The sequence below is a fragment of the Rummeliibacillus sp. NPDC094406 genome (assembly GCF_044763875.1).
Classification (GTDB): domain Bacteria; phylum Bacillota; class Bacilli; order Bacillales_A; family Planococcaceae; genus Rummeliibacillus.
The window spans coordinates 403,994-419,580 of the sequence record NZ_JBIWGZ010000004.1 but is presented as its reverse complement, the minus strand read 5'-3'; the positions used below and the strand labels follow the sequence as shown (position 1 = coordinate 419,580).

Annotated in this window: 12 protein-coding genes, 2 pseudogenes and 1 riboswitch; of the genes and pseudogenes, 5 read left to right on the top strand and 9 right to left on the bottom strand. The window is 32.4% G+C overall.

Features of this window, described 5'->3' with window-relative positions; translation table 11 throughout:
- Window positions 1-197: 197 nt before the first annotated feature.
- Both ACIQ4I_RS13565 and ACIQ4I_RS13560 read right to left on the bottom strand, forming a co-directional pair.
- A pseudogene (locus ACIQ4I_RS13565) lies at window positions 198-374 on the bottom strand (response regulator); the annotation flags it as partial.
- A 35-nt stretch (window positions 375-409) separates the two neighbouring features.
- Complete coding sequence (locus ACIQ4I_RS13560; protein WP_403096655.1) at window positions 410-955, bottom strand: hypothetical protein; 546 nt, start codon at window positions 953-955, stop codon at window positions 410-412.
- 818 nt (window positions 956-1,773) lie between these two features.
- Here ACIQ4I_RS13560 and ACIQ4I_RS13555 point away from each other — a divergent pair.
- Complete coding sequence (locus ACIQ4I_RS13555) at window positions 1,774-3,183, top strand: C69 family dipeptidase (RefSeq protein ID WP_403096652.1); 1,410 nt, start codon at window positions 1,774-1,776, stop codon at window positions 3,181-3,183.
- A gap of 478 nt (window positions 3,184-3,661) precedes the next feature.
- On the opposite strand, the gene ACIQ4I_RS13550 is transcribed toward ACIQ4I_RS13555, so the two are convergent.
- Window positions 3,662-7,852 carry an SEL1-like repeat protein gene (locus ACIQ4I_RS13550; protein WP_403096650.1) on the bottom strand — a complete coding sequence of 1,397 codons (4,191 nt, stop codon included), beginning with the start codon at window positions 7,850-7,852 and terminating at the stop codon, window positions 3,662-3,664.
- 409 nt (window positions 7,853-8,261) lie between these two features.
- Here ACIQ4I_RS13550 and ACIQ4I_RS13545 point away from each other — a divergent pair.
- Together ACIQ4I_RS13545 and ACIQ4I_RS13540 are read left to right on the top strand one after the other, a co-directional pair.
- Window positions 8,262-8,351: pseudogene (locus tag ACIQ4I_RS13545) on the top strand (IS3 family transposase); the annotation flags it as partial.
- 195 nt (window positions 8,352-8,546) lie between these two features.
- Window positions 8,547-8,804: a hypothetical protein gene (locus ACIQ4I_RS13540; protein WP_403096648.1), complete on the top strand. Its 258-nt coding sequence runs from the start codon at window positions 8,547-8,549 to the stop codon at window positions 8,802-8,804.
- A 100-nt stretch (window positions 8,805-8,904) separates the two neighbouring features.
- Here the strand turns inward: ACIQ4I_RS13540 and ACIQ4I_RS13535 are convergent, their stop codons facing one another.
- The 6 genes from ACIQ4I_RS13535 to ACIQ4I_RS13510 all read right to left on the bottom strand — a co-directional run bounded on the left by ACIQ4I_RS13535 (window position 8,905) and on the right by ACIQ4I_RS13510 (window position 13,269).
- A complete protein-coding gene (locus ACIQ4I_RS13535; protein WP_403096645.1) occupies window positions 8,905-9,846 on the bottom strand; it encodes a phosphotransferase enzyme family protein in 942 nt (313 codons plus the stop codon).
- A gap of 125 nt (window positions 9,847-9,971) precedes the next feature.
- Window positions 9,972-10,283, bottom strand: a complete 312-nt coding sequence (locus tag ACIQ4I_RS13530) for a hypothetical protein (protein WP_403096642.1) — start codon at window positions 10,281-10,283, stop codon at window positions 9,972-9,974.
- A 504-nt stretch (window positions 10,284-10,787) separates the two neighbouring features.
- Window positions 10,788-11,270, bottom strand: coding sequence for a hypothetical protein (locus ACIQ4I_RS13525; RefSeq protein ID WP_403096639.1), 483 nt, complete (start codon window positions 11,268-11,270; stop codon window positions 10,788-10,790).
- 332 nt (window positions 11,271-11,602) lie between these two features.
- Entirely contained in the window at window positions 11,603-12,097 is a 495-nt protein-coding gene (locus ACIQ4I_RS13520; protein WP_403096637.1) for a hypothetical protein, read from the bottom strand.
- Window positions 12,098-12,503: 406 nt separating this feature from the next.
- Window positions 12,504-12,704, bottom strand: coding sequence for a hypothetical protein (locus ACIQ4I_RS13515; RefSeq protein WP_403096635.1), 201 nt, complete (start codon window positions 12,702-12,704; stop codon window positions 12,504-12,506).
- A gap of 412 nt (window positions 12,705-13,116) precedes the next feature.
- The gene (locus tag ACIQ4I_RS13510; protein ID WP_403096633.1) at window positions 13,117-13,269 is read right to left on the bottom strand and encodes a hypothetical protein; all 153 of its coding nucleotides are present in this window, start codon (window positions 13,267-13,269) and stop codon (window positions 13,117-13,119) included.
- Between the two features lie 236 nt (window positions 13,270-13,505).
- Between ACIQ4I_RS13510 and ACIQ4I_RS13505 the strand changes: the two genes are divergently transcribed.
- The gene (locus tag ACIQ4I_RS13505) at window positions 13,506-13,679 is read left to right on the top strand and encodes a hypothetical protein (RefSeq protein ID WP_403096630.1); all 174 of its coding nucleotides are present in this window, start codon (window positions 13,506-13,508) and stop codon (window positions 13,677-13,679) included.
- A gap of 273 nt (window positions 13,680-13,952) precedes the next feature.
- A complete protein-coding gene (locus ACIQ4I_RS13500; protein ID WP_403096628.1) occupies window positions 13,953-14,435 on the top strand; it encodes a hypothetical protein in 483 nt (160 codons plus the stop codon).
- A gap of 954 nt (window positions 14,436-15,389) precedes the next feature.
- Window positions 15,390-15,473: riboswitch (cyclic di-GMP riboswitch) on the top strand.
- The last annotated feature ends 114 nt before the right edge of the window (window positions 15,474-15,587 follow it).

Genomic DNA, 15,587 nt, shown 5'->3' with positions numbered 1-15,587 from the left:
TCTGTGAGTGCCTGGCACCATACTTTTTAATTATTTAGGAGTGTTTTTTATTAAAATCTTGAAAACTATCAAAAATATTACTAATCCTACAAAAGAGTCAATAATAGAAGTTAATAATTCTCTTTGTAAAACAATATAAAATCCCAAAAATGAAATAACTAGATATTTTCACAATTAGTCTAGTATTATAAACAAGATTCCATGTCAGACATAGTAATATCCATTGTTACTAAGTCGGATTTTACCTTTTTGTAGTTTTCGACTGCTTCCTTTCCATTCGAAGCTTCAGATACTACTGTATGACCTGCTTTTGTTAAGTCTTTTAACAGTATACGCATGAATAAAGCATCATCTACAATGATTATACTAGCCATTGTCTTATCTTCTTTCTTTGTTCTAGGTAAACGATTTAAAAGTATGTTTCTTGTACTCTTAGTACTCTACCGTTGTAAAAATCCAGGGATATATCTTTGTTATGCACAGACTTATGATTCATTGAACCAGTAAGTTTCTTACCGTTTAAGTATGTTACCCCACCTTTTACAACAATGCTGTTACTTACTAACTTATCCTCGAAAAACACTTTATTTGTATTTTTCATAACCTTGCTGACTTTCTTAGTCTGACCTGGGGTTACAAAGTAACCATCTTTAACTGATACCTTTACCCCTTGTAGAGTTACTGTTTGGTTCTTTTTCAAAACAACATAACCTGAACCATAAATACGTTTATTACTAGCATAAAAACGTTTTTCATACTTTGAATCGGATGAAATTCTTGCAGATGTGTAATTCTTTTGCGCCTTCATTTCTCTTATGATGTAATCAGATGTTGTTTTATGCTTATACTCGAAGTCAAGATTCTTTGCTTGTACTTCTGAAGATTGTACTGTTGCTAGAGTCATGGTTGCTAGAAAGGCAGTTAAAGCAAAAATTAAGAATTTTTTCAATTTCATGATTAGTTACCCCTTTTCGTTTAATATCTTGCTAGATACGAAAGTATTGATTAGTAATACATTTCTTTCACTTAAATACCCTTTTCTTCATAAACTACAAAAGATCAATTGGTATGTGCTTTAAATTTATGTGTGATAGACCCTGTTAGTTTCTTATTTTTATAATAGATTAAACCATAACTCACTTTGGAATTATTACCTAAATCTTGCGTTACTTTCTGCTGAAACTCCTACTGTCCGATATACTAAGCTACATGCAAGAATCATTGACATAGCGATACTTTTTTTAATTTCTTACTTAGTTGTTTCATTAAAGTTTCCCCATCCTTTTTCTTGTAATATTTTATCCAGCATTTATCATTTATTATTTATTTTACCATAAAAAAACCAACAAATTACTTAACATCGCTAAAACAGGATAAATTCACTAAATATGGATTATCAAATAGAAACATCCTCCTATCCACAGTTTTTTCGTATTATATATTAACTAAAAAATCCCGCTGAATCCCCAAGTAGCATTGTAGGTATTTGGTTAGCTCAATAATCAATTGAAGATTGGCAACTTCGCCATTTCATTTTCATACTGTGACACATACCCTTCTCATTTCTCTGTTTAGGTTAAGTTTCTTTAAATAAGGTAAGTTGTTGTAGTATTTAAACATAAATAAAAGGCAATCCACGGCTTTAAGTGTTAACGGAATGGGCCATTCAAATATAGCCCTTATAAGAAGCTGTTAAAAGTTATAGTTCCCACTTCGTGATATAATTTTAAATATAATAGATAACTTATAGTAAAAAAATGGGGGAATTATATAATGAAAAAACAAAAGACAGGTTCTTGTACAACACTTTTAGTCGGAAAAAAGGCATCGATTGACGGCTCTACCATGATTGCGCGAAACGAAGATAGTAGTAGTGCTGCATCTAATCCACAACGATTTGTAGTAATGAATCCAGAAGATCAACCGAAAATTTATAAATCTGTTCAAAGTACGTTTGAAATCGAGCTCCCTGAAAATCCTTTGCGCTATACGTCAACACCAGATGCAAGTGATGAAGGTGGAATCTGGGGAGAATCAGGCATCAATAGTGAAAATGTGGCGATGACGGCAACCGAAACGATTACCACAAATTCACGTATTTTAGGTGTTGACCCACTCATTAAAAGTGGGATTGGCGAAGAAGATATGTTAACGATTGTTCTACCTTACATTCGTTCTGCAAAAGAAGGTGTACTTCGTTTAGGTGAAATTTTAGAAAAGTACGGTACATACGAATCAAATGGTGTAGCGTTCTCAGATAAAGACGAAATCTGGTATTTCGAAACAATTGGTGGTCATCACTGGGCAGCGATTCGTATTCCAGATGATGCATATGTCATTGCACCGAACCGCTTCAACATCGATTATTTTGATTTTGAGTCTCCTGATACACTTTACTCAGAGGATCTACCAGAGTTAATCGAAAAATACCACTTAAATCCAGATACAGATCAAGTGAACTTACGCCACATCTTCGGCAGTGCATCTGTAAAAGATACACGTTATAACAACCCACGCGCATGGTATGTTCAAAAATTCTTTAATCCAGAAATTGAACAACAACCGATGGATCATGATCTGCCATTTATATGTCGTGCAAATCGCAAAATCACTGTAGAAGATGTGAAATGGGCATTAAGCTCACACTTCCAAAACACACCTTTTGACCCTTACGGTGAAGGTGATGAAAAATCGAAGAGCATCTATCGCACAATCGGCATTAACCGCAACCAAGAGTCGCATATTTTACAAATTCGTAACGATGTACCTTCTGAAATTGCAGGTGTGCATTGGTTAGCATTCGGACCAAATACATTTAACTCTGTTGTGCCATTTTATGCGAATGTAACGGATACTCCTGCATGCTACCGCGATACGACAACGACGTTCGATATTAGCAAAATCCATTGGTTAAGCCACACTATCGCTTTACTTGGCGATACGGATTTCAATCTTTATAGCGATTTCCAACGTGCATTTGAACAAAATACCGTTGCAAGTTGCCGCAACGTTCAAATGAATGCAGATAAAGAAGCCATAGGACAAGATAATATTCAATCTTATTTAGAACAAGTGAATGAACAATTCGCGGATATTTGTTTTAAAAACACGAATAAGCTGTTAGGCGACATGGTTGGTGTTGGTACGAAGAAAATGAAACTAAACTTTTCATTAAATGATTAACAGATGAAAAAGCTGTGCAAAATTGCACAGCTTTTTTTCGTATATTTTTATTTAGGCGAGTGTTTTCCAGAAGATGTCACTAAAAGTTCTTCTTTTGGGTGGTCAGATGGCCATACACTTATGCCACTTAATTTTACTTTACCAAGTTCAAAGAATAAATAAATCAATGTAATTCAAGTACCTTTATCATAGGGAATATCCACTTCCTTTTAGATCAATTAGAGCCAGAGGCACTGAGAGAATGCTTCGCAGTTAACTTAAAATAATAGGATTTAGCCCGGAGGAGACTACTGGAAAAACCAAATACATACGAGACCCCCGAACAAAGCAAATCGAAAGAGGTGGCTCTACTCGGCCGTAGAATTTGAATACCTAAGCACTAAATTCTATTAGAAAATTTTTTAGTTAGAGAATTTATTAGAACTACAGTTTTTCAATGCCCTCCTTCAGACTTTACGATGTACATGAGGGTTCTGTTTTAACGTTGTTTTTGAATCCAGTGTGGAATATTATACACGGTAATTGCTTGTTTAAAGCAGTGCTCTAGCGTCCAATTATTTGGTAGTGAAATCTTTTGATGACGATTTAATAACCCCAGTACGAGGTAACCTTCCATATCTTCCTTCATTGCTAAGTCTGTCCACCATTTCTTGACATTATCTAACTCATCTAGTTTCGTAAACATGGCATCCACTTCACGCCATGTTTGATCATTTGTGCTTAATGAAAGTAAATAGAGCGCGTAATTCACACGTGCAAGGGGCATATCTGAATTTTTCACCATGTCTAGTAATTGATTAAAGTCGAATTGTCCGTCGATAGAAGCCTTGTCATGACGAACCAAGTAGAATAAGTCACTTGACGCTCCTTTATACCCACGCTTTATGAGCTCGAGATAACATTCAACAGTCTTTTGAATATTATGCTCGTTTTTATAATAATGTGTAGCTAATATTCCATAGGCTTCATACTCTTCTGCCTCAAGCAGTTTATCGAGAAGTAGCAATCCTTTTTCGAAATCTTTCGGTAATGTATCCATCACCATTAACGACGCGGCATAAGATAAATATGCCGCCGTATACTCTAGTGAGCACGCATTTTCAAACAAACTAATGGCAGTATCAATATCTTGCGGTAAATATTTTCCTTCTTCCAAATATTCAGCGAGAATCAACATTGCTTCTGGCACACCTTTTTCAATTTCACGCAAAAGAAGTGCATGTATATCTTCAGCTGTTTCATCAAATGCATTTTCTATTACTGAATATTGACATCTTAGCGGTAATGCATTTTCAAATCTGACTTCTATTAATTCCTCAAAAAGCTGCTTTGATTCCTCTACCCTTTTCTTAATTTTATCCCCATTGACTAGTTCGATGGCTAAATTAATTTTTGCGACATTACAGCCCTTTTCTATACCTTGTCGTAAAATTTTCTCCCCTTCAATCCGTTTTCTAGAAGAACCATTACCGTCTAAATAAGCCATTCCAAGCCTACTATAAGCAATTACAAACTCATTTTCCACTGCCATTTGCAAGTAGTTGATACCTAAATTATAATTTCGTTTAAAGCCTGTACCATATACTAGTGCCTCCCCCAACAACAAGCAAGCTTCACTTGAACCTTCTTCAATTGCCATTTGTAACCACTTCAACGCTTCATCATTGTCTTGGGGAAATCCCCCCAAGTGATATAAATATGCTCTACCTAATGAAAACATTGCTGAAATCGAACGCATTTTAACGGCCTCTAACAGCCATAGCTTTCCTTGTTCAAAATCTACCTCTACATGTTCACCTTTTAGATAGTATTCAGCTAACAGCAAACAAGAATCTTCATGCTCCAAATCAATCGCTTTTTCAAGCCATTCAATGCCTTCATCTATATGTTGCGGTAGATATTTACCTTCGATTAATTCCATGCCTAAAAAGTGCATCGCTTGCACAAATTCTTTTTCAGCTGCCCGTCTTAACCATCGCTCGCCTTCTTGTACGTTCTTCGTTAGTCTCTTACCAACGATGAGATTTACTCCTAACATAAACATTGCTGAGATATTTCCTCTTTCTTCAGCTAGCATGATCAATAATTGATAAGCTTTTTCAGGATTCGCTTCTGGCTGATCCGTCTTCAATAAAAAATAAACCAATCTGAGGATACCCTTTTCATGCCCCTCTTCCACAAGACCCTCCAGTAATTCATAGCCCTCATTTTTATTAACAGCTAAACCCTTTCCTTCAATCAAACGACTACCTAACATCATCTTCCCAGGCTGGTATCCTTGTTCAATTGCTTGACGTAGGTATTGCTCGCCTTCTTGTCGTAGCTGTTCCTCTTTTTTATGATCAATCAAAAAATTCCCTAAAAAACACAATATTTCGGGTTCAGCATTGTCAGCAGACTTGCGAAGCCACTCTTCAGCTTCCCTTTTTTCCTGCTCTTTGCTACTTTTCCCCATCAATATTAATTTTGCGTAATTCACAACTGCCTTGGGTTTGCCTAGTGATGCCAACTCTCGCATGCAATATTTATAACCTAGGGGAATCTTCTTAACGGATGTAATCATATGAAAAGCTAATTCTTCCACTTTCTCGAGCTCTTCGTCTACAATTAACTCATCGATGATTTTTTTGACAATCTCAATTTCTTTTCGAGACCCCTCGCTCATCCAATAATTCACAAAGTCAGCAACTAGTTTCGACTCTATGTCTTCATCGTCTTTCATCCACTCAGTATAGTCCTCTAAATGTCTTTTTAAATCGCGTTTGCCAATGCCTTTTTTCACATTATCCGCATACGCCTTAATGCCTAGCTTAATATTTTTCTTGGCTGTTTCAAGACCTTGAATCTGATAAGAGACTGGCTTCAGTAAATCAATAATTTTATCTAAATTAAGCCGTTCGTCAAATTTCCCTTCTAGATAGCCTTGTACATCATCTAAGCTAATTGCCGAAATCGGCTCGAAAATCGCGAGTAAATGTAGCACTTCTTTTAAATATTCACTGCGGTCATCCTCATACGCGCGCAGCCATTCATCCTTTTGACGGTCAAAATATTTCCCAAGCTCATCTTCCACATCGACTTGTGTGAAATCGCCGTTGACGTCCTTTAGTTTACGAGCAATTGCGGCAATTTGTAAGGACCACCCTTTACTATTGCGATAAATCTGATCATTGAACTTTTTCTCCTCTTTTCCGGCGAAATCGTCAATACCTGTAAAGAGCGGAATTTCACTGCGTTCGATATAGCCGACTTGATCCAGATAAACCAATGCGCTACTATAATTTGTCAGCCATTTTTCAATTCCAATATTCGGACGGACCGTCAATAGTGCGGATACGCCTGGCGGTAATTGACGTGGTAAAAATTCTAAATTATCAGCAAAGGTAGTGATTTCATCAAGCGCATCAATAATTATGACGACAGGACCGTATTGCTTCGTAAGCTTTCGGAGAGCACGACTGAGTATGGCTTTGTGTATTTCGAGCTCACTCTTATCTTTTGTAGAGTGGTTCATCACATTTGTATTAAACGGTAGTGATACAACATTCTCCAGATTGGATGAATTAGAATAATTATTCGCTGGTGAAAATATTTGTTTGGAATAATTGCCAAAGTGTTCACCTGAGACCGCCTTTTTCATTTGCGACTGGCTATTAAAAAAACTCATTTTGTCTAATTCTTGTAAGGCATGCTTATTATTCGGTAAATCTTCTGGCTCGAGTAACATCGTATTCGCTTGTGCAATAAGCGAGCGTAAAATACGAACAGGGTCAGATTCCCACTTACCAAAATGTATAAGTTGACCAGGCAACCACGGTGCAGCCTGTTTGATGTTGACGTCTGGCTCAATCAAGCTATTTTGCTTCGCGATTAATTGCTCAGATACCTTTGCACAAAGCGCCGTCTTCCCAATACCTTCGATCCCTGTTAGTAAATAATAGCCACCACTTTCTCGTAGCTCTCCTGTTAGCTTACAAACGATTTTCTCCACTAAATCATGTCTTGCTTTAAAACCTTTGATTTCTTCCTTACGCGATACACGGATTGAAGCCATTAGATCCTCTACTTCTGCATCAATCTGACGACATAACAGCCCCTCTAAATTGGATCTGATGAGGTCATAATTTCGGTATAAAGGAACTAAAATAATTGTCATAGCACAGCGTAAATAGTTCAATCGCAGTTCACTAGATGAAAGTGCAGTATTATGCGTTTCGTAGTTTCTTGAATTAATCGCAATCCACATATACTTTTTCCCGACATCTTCGATGGCATCGGGCGTCTCTGCTTCCATCTCTTGTTGGTTTAAAAGCTGTAACTGTGTAACAGTGGGCTTTAAGGTGAAGTGATGTTTCTTTTGATTGAGCTTATCCCACTTTTCCCTATCGCTAAAATACAACACAGGTTTAATCCATTTCTCAACATTCAGCAATACCTGTGAGGCTTGGTCCGCATCATTTGGATCGGTAAATGCTCTATCAATATTTTTTAAAAAAGAGGATATATTCGTAAAATACGGATGATTTTGACAAGAAATTGCGAGTCGGTCAGCTAAAGTTACAAGTTTCTCTAGATCATCAAACATACCACAATATGTACTTTTCGATAAATCATTTTTGAGCAGATCTTCGATATCATTTATATAATTTGAAAAAAACAGTTGTGACACTTCTACCCCTCCATTTTTTGATATGAATCAATTGTACCATTTTTATATTTTAATAATATAGGCATAAAAAATGAAAATATGGATATAAAGTAATGATAAAGTAGAAATATATAGGCTGGTCGTAATGGTTATCGTCCGATTCCCAAAGAACTGAAAAAATACAGCTTACATCATGATCCTAAAACGATTAACCGTTTCATGAATACCGTTGGCGTAAAATGTAAATTCTTTATAAAGAAATATCGTTCGTATAAAGGAAACACCAAGGAAATTATCCCAAATATATTACAACGTGATTTTACTTCGGAAAAAATAAACGAGAAATGGGGACAGAATTCCATCTTTAGCTTATTAAAATCGAACTCCTATACTACAAGAATTTAAATCAATGGAACATTTTTAACAAGAACTTAAAGACTATATTAACTATTACAATCACAAACGAATGAAGGCAAAATTAAAAGACCTAAGCCCGGTGTCGCGGGGAAGAAACTATTGAATATTTTATTGATTCACCTTTACCGTTTCAACTTGCAGACCCCAATATAGCCTTCAGCTATGGAACTGAAGGATTATTTGTAATAACTTCCGACAATAAAAGAATACTGTATAAAAATATGATTACTAATGCTTCATCAAAAGAAGTGTATGTACAATTAATGGAGATAAATATGATTTACGGATAACCAATCTTTTGAAATACCCTATTGGGCGTTGGCCTTTACAAAAATCATTAATTGAAGAAAAAAAGCCTTTTGTAAAACCCTTAGTAATTGAACTTTTCAAACAAGGAGAAGTAGATGGAATTAGGTGGAGAATTTCTATAGATGCCTTTACCAAAGATACCTACATACTTTACAATTTATCAAATGGAAAAGAATATCGACTTCCCAAAAGCTTTAATGATGAAGAAATTCATGATATAACTCTTAAGTTAACTAGAACCCCCTAATATTAAATAAAAAACCCCTTACTAAATGACAGATAGCATAGAATCCCCATACTACCTTCTTGAAGTATGGCACCCTTTAATGCAACAGCAAATCATAGTGTTATATATTAAGCAGGGAATGATCGAGTTCAATCCTCATCCTAAAATGGTTCATTATTCTTAACTGTTCTTCTGTTAACTTTTCTTTATTCCAGTACATATGCATTAAGCTGTATTCAAATATTTCTTTTAATTTAATAAATAGGGGAAGTTTATCTAACATTTCCGGGGATAGTTCATTTTCCTCTTGGTATCCTTCGATAATTGCTTTTGTAATACCCCGTTCATATTCTACAATGTTACCTCCACCCACAAACGAATATTCCAACGCACTATATATTGGAACTACTAAATCATAAATATAAAAATGTTTCTCACAATCTTGAAAATCAACCATTGCTAAATTCAAATCATTATCAACTAATACATTTTCTAACCATAAATCGCCATATAACAATCCATAATTCGAATGATTTTTTGGCAATTTTTTAATTGTTGATAAAACCTTTTGTGCAGTATCTCTAATTGTATATTCATCTTTAGGAATATATTTGAGGAAAGCGTATTCCTCATTATCATGCCAATCGTTAATATATTTTATTGGATGTATCTCTTCAAATTTTTTTGAAAAACGATGTAATCTACCTATTTGCCGACCTAATTCTTTTAATATATTGGCATTCCATTGGTTTCTTGGTAAGTGTACACCAGATGCTGATTTATAAAGAACGGTTAATACTTCATTGTTGTTAAGAGTAATCTTTTCGACAACTTCCCCATTTAATGAGGAAATTGTTGGTGATACTCCTAATCCTTCGTTATATAAGAAGTTTGTATAATTTACTTCCTCTAACTGTTCATCATAATTTTTATAGTTGGTAATTCTAGCAAAGTAATCACCATCTTTCGCAGTACACCGAAACATCTCATCTGTTACTGATTCAACTTTAATGAAATCCAATGGATATATCTCGTTAAGTAATTCAAGAATCTTTTGTTCCATAACTCCCCTCCCCCTTCGTATTGAAAAGACATCAATTGAATGAGGGACTGGCACCCTCCCGTTTTAAATTTTGAAACATTATTACAAAGGAGCAATGCTACATTACTCAACTTCTCTATTAGACATCACTGAACTAATTCTACAGTAAGTGTAGTAATACCAATTGGTGCTGTATCTCGCATCGTGCCATCATAACCGACTTTTACTTTATCACCAACATGAAATGTTTCGTCGGGATTCTTCGCAAGATTTACAGCAATTATTCCTGTAACTACATTATTTTCATCTTCTTCTTCAGTTACATAAACTATGGCAGTCTGTCCATCTATCTCTTCGATTACTCCTGTAAAAGTTGCTTTTACTTTACTCTCTGTAAAAATAAAAAATAAACCGCAGCATAGTAGAAATGTAAATATCAAAACAAACTTCTTTTTCAAAATAAAGTCATCCTTTAATATAAGACTTAGCAATAATCCCTTTAATAACAATTTTTAGGGAGTAGAGATAATGCTACCATTTCTGTTTGATATATTATTCCTGCAATTGATAAATGGTCCCTTTTTTAAATTTCTTACTTCGTTGTTTCATAAAGTTTCCCCATCCTTATTTGCATTTATAAAATATCCAATATTTATCATATCTATTTTATTTTACCACAATAAAACCCAATAATTGTTTTATCTAATTAAAACAGTATTAAATTACTAAAAATGGGTTATTGATTGGAAACATCTTCCTATTAATATTTTAAATAATCTCTTACTACTTTTTACATATTTTCACCTTAAGCATTACCCTATTGAAGTATCTCCCCTTTAATAGTTAGAAAAGCTACACAATCAATTGAATATATTAACTCCTCTTAATAACCAAAAAAAGGCTGTCCTTAGACGCCTTTTTTCTTCGCTTATCGTTGACACTTTCCCAAACTAATTAATATTTCAACCGATATATTTTATTAATTTCTTTATACTCTTTTTTAAATAATCATCATATTTACTATCTGTAATAAAATTTCTTAATTCAATAAATTCATTACCTGCTTTATAAAATTCTTTTAAAAAAATATCTATATCACACACTAAAATTTGATCTTCTAAAGATAAAATTAATTCCTTCTTTGATTTCTTTTCTAACTTAATTTCCAATGGCAAATCGGGATAATAAACCTGTCCGTATCCTTCATCTAAAAATTCAAAAAGAGCATTCGAATAATAATGCCAAAGGGTATTAATATCGTCCAAATTTTCGAAATCTGCTATACTATCATTTTTGTGTTTAAAGGTAATCGTTCCATCTAATGCCAATAAATCCTCTACAATTAAACCCTCTTTACTATCTGCAAAACGCTTTATTTCATCTTGTTCAACCAAAGGAACACAAATATCTTTATCTTCTAGTAAAATATATGTTTCTATTTTCATTTATTCATCCCCCTTATTCTATTTAGTTCTGGGATATAATTGATGCAAATGTCCTTTATTAATTCCTAAAACATAAGTTACGCCATCATAGTGGTTAGAACAAAGATAAAGGCGCATTACTTAATGTATCCGTTGGATGAACGATTATCATTTTTTTCGTAATCGGTGTTGTTATAATTTTAGCCTCTTCAACTGATAATTTTAAATTTCCCTTATGGGATTTAACAAAAGAGCAAAATCTTGAACGTTAAATCGTTCAAGATTTTGCTTAAGAATACTTTATAGACTTTTTCAGTGGACACTCTTATAAAACACCTTTTTTCTTCGCTTATCTATATTAGATTTTCATTCCAATTTTTTATTACTGCTAATTCTTCTTTTAAATCATCATAATACTGCCCTTCACTTATATAATCAGTGAATTCAATGAATTTGATCGCAGCATTATAAAATTCTTCTAGAAATTCTTTTTGATCACAAATTAAAATTTGATTTTCTAAGGATAACATTAACTCATTTTTTGATTTTTTTTCAAATTTTATTTCTAATGGTGCATTTGGATAATAAACTTCCCCATATCCTTCATTTAAATAATCTATTAAAGCATTTTTATAATAATGCCAGAGAGGTGAAATTTCATCTGATTCATCAAAATCGATAATCTCTCCCTTTTCCCCATTTTTAAATGTTATAGTTCCGTCTAAATTTAAAAATCCATCTTCCATAAAGTCTTCTTTTCGACTAACAAAACCTTTAATTTTCTCTTTTTCACTCAAACTAACATATTTGTCCTCATTTTCTAAATAAATATAAGTTTCTATTTTCATAGAATTCTCCTTCTTAATCAACCTCTATCTCTATAGTCTTACGCTTTCCCAGGTATTCTGTAAATAGTTGGGGAAATTAAAGAACCTAACCATGTATATAAGCTGATTATAGAGAGCCCGACTTCAGATTATATTTAGAAATTACAGCTACCAAACCTCAATGATGATTAATGAAAGAACTTATTAACTAATAAATCTCCATTTGTAAATGAAATGAATTGTTAAGTCAATTTCAAATACAAATGGGGATTTTGTAATTACGGGCATAAGGGTTTTAGGTAATACAGGCGACTGGGGAAAGGGGGAGATTTTCAGCGTTCCTTAGCTGAAAATACAGAAATCATCTTTTTCTATTTCTTACAATACAGTTTCATTGATAAGGCGTATCCCCCTTGATTTCCTTCTTTTATTTATTTTTTTCTTTCTCTTTCTTTTTAAATATTACATTTTCAAAAAGGAAACTCAAACCAGTCCCTAATAACAAAAAGTAGAATCCTTGAGCATTGTGTTTCATAATAATATAATATAATCCAATTGGATATAATAAACTAATTATTATCCAAACTATTATTGAATTACCTAAAAATTTTTTTGATAAAAAGTTCATAAATTGTACCCCTTTCAACTTTTTTAACGGATTTATTTTTGTTGTACAAGAGTGATTCCATTTGTACATCATCGTCACTAATATAATCTTCATAAAACTCAATACTGAAGCCTGTGTTGAACAATCCACATCAAGCTCTGCACCTATTTTATGTGTATACCCTAACTCACTAATCGATTAATAAACGGTAACTCCACCGTTCAAATTTATACTGTGACAAGTTGCCATCTCATTTCATAAATTCATTCTCTTTATGATACAAAATATTAGAAATAATGGAAAGAACTGAAATTACAACCATTTTCATTATTCATCGGATTTTTACTACAAAAGTTATATTTATCCAATTCTAATCCGAATAAGTTCAATTGGCTTTGACAACACTTAGTACCTATTACAACTTTTGTTTTACTTATAAAACAAAAGATAGAATTGGAACACTATTGGTTCCATCTAATGCCAATAAATCTTCTACAATAAAATCCTCTTTGCTATCTGTAAAACGCTTTATTTCATCTTTTTCATCCAAAGGAACACAAATATCAATATATGTTTCTATTTTCATTTATACATTCTTCTATCAGCTTTCTCCATTATTAATAAAAAGAATTCTCACATTTCTTATGGTGCTATTTGATACGTTATTATTTATTATGTGTTTATATTTTTATAATTTTGGATAATGATATTTTCTCCTACCAATTACATGCTATGATAGAAACATCAATCTTTTTTAAATTTTATTTATATTGAATTTATACAGAGCGTTTAATTACGCCCTAATTAGAAAGGATTTGATTGATGATGAAAAATATTAATGAAACATTCGAAGAAATTGGAAAAGAAATTAACAAATTAGAACCTGAAGCAAGGTGTATTCTTTTGAATAGAATATCAATTGAATATTTCGGCATTGATAGACGTTCTAAAGCAGAAAAATTAAGAGAAGAACAATATCTAAAAAATCATATGTAATTCTTAAAGGGTAGCTTATTAGCTGCCTTTTTAAGTACTTGTATAGATATAATCTTGTCGATTTTTGTCGGATAACACCTTCTAAATATTTACAGTATTTAGAAGGTAATAAATATAAAGTTTTCTTTTTCTAAAATATGTTTACATCATATTCCCTTTTAGATAGGCTTTTATAAAAAATAAAAGCCGATGCTCGGATAGCATTAGGGTAGTAAAACTTTTAAAAAAGTACTAAAAGATAAAGTAGTGAAAACATTAAAGGGGAACTATTAAATGAAAATCAAAACTTTTATATATTTTCGAGAAGAAGATAAGTTTATAAATATTAAGAAAAAAGAAGAAATAAAAGAAATTATTGCTATAAAAAAAGATGTTTTTGAAGATGGGCTATTCAATTTAGATGGTGTTATTGTATTTGAAAACGGTGTTCATGGAAAAATTGAAGATTTTGAAGCATATGATGATATTGATTCTTTATGGTATTTTTATAAAAATGCATTAGAAAATTTCTTAGAAAATGGAGAAGGTGAAATTTATTTCCCTAATACACCTATCGAAATTAAGTTTGAAAAGAAAAATAAAAGTAATTTACTCTTATCAGTAGATGAACAGCTATTAGTTAGCGATACTAAAGAATTTATTGAATCATTTTATGAAAAAGGAAATGAGTTTGCGGATTTTCTAGATTATATTTCAGATTACACTTATAAAAGTGATTTTAGAAAAGATTTAGAAAAGCTAAAAAAATATAGATAGTATTGTAAGAAGAGAACGCTCATTAATTTGAGTGTTTTTTTCTTCTAAAATTCTGGGGAAATTAAAGAGCCTAACCCAGTATATAAGTTGACTATAGAAAGCACTACTTCAGATCATATCTTTTAAACTTGAGCTTAAAGAGTAGCTTATCTCACAATTTGATAAAAAAATGGCAACCCTGTAGCTCCCCATCTCATTTCATAAATATGTAATCTCCTTATGATACAAAATATTGGAAATAATAAAAAGCCCTATTTTTATTTAAATATTCTCTTACTACTTTTTACATATTTTCACCTTAAGCATTACCCTATATGTATTCTCATTTCATTAACAACCTGTGAAAGACACTTATACAGCCATCGCTCAGTAGGTCCTTGTGCTAGTCCTTTTACATTAAATTTATTATAAGATTCATTTTTATGGGGCGATTCTAAAATAACTAAAATAGAGCTATTTTTTTCACACTTTTCATAGATATATCTTCATAATTGTAGTTAGGTGAAAATACACACGAATTCTCTTCCAATGTAATTTTATTTACTTAAATAATTAATGTGTATCTATAGACATTCGATACTTTATGCTTATCACTAAAATATTTTTTATCAACCACTATTTCTTGATTATTATATTTAATCCTTTCTAAAAATACCTTTGACTCCTTCATCTGGACTTCAAGGCAAGCAAAAATATCATTAGTTATTTTTATAGGATATTTGTTATTGATAAATTCAATTGTAAATAAATAGTAAATACTCCGTATATTTTTACCCACCCTCCCTATCCCCGTCTATTATTAATTGTCTAAACCAAAAGATCTAACTTCTTTTTTCAGTTTCATCTAAGTTAAATAGGTCCATAACAAATTCATTTATTTGATCTTTTAATGGAAAATATAGTATAAATTGTTCTTTGGTAATTATTTTCACTATGCTATTCTTTATTGTATAAAAATTGAATAGGCAAACCTAAAGAAATTTAGGGACGCAAAGCTATAGGGACTAAGGTTTATAACTATGTCAGCCAGTTGCCAAAGAGTACATAATACTTTTTGTTTAATAAGGTCGTAAAAAATATTGCATTTATCTGCAATCCACCGAAAAATGATTTTTTAATATAATTTCTAAAAGACGAATTTTTCATCTTTTA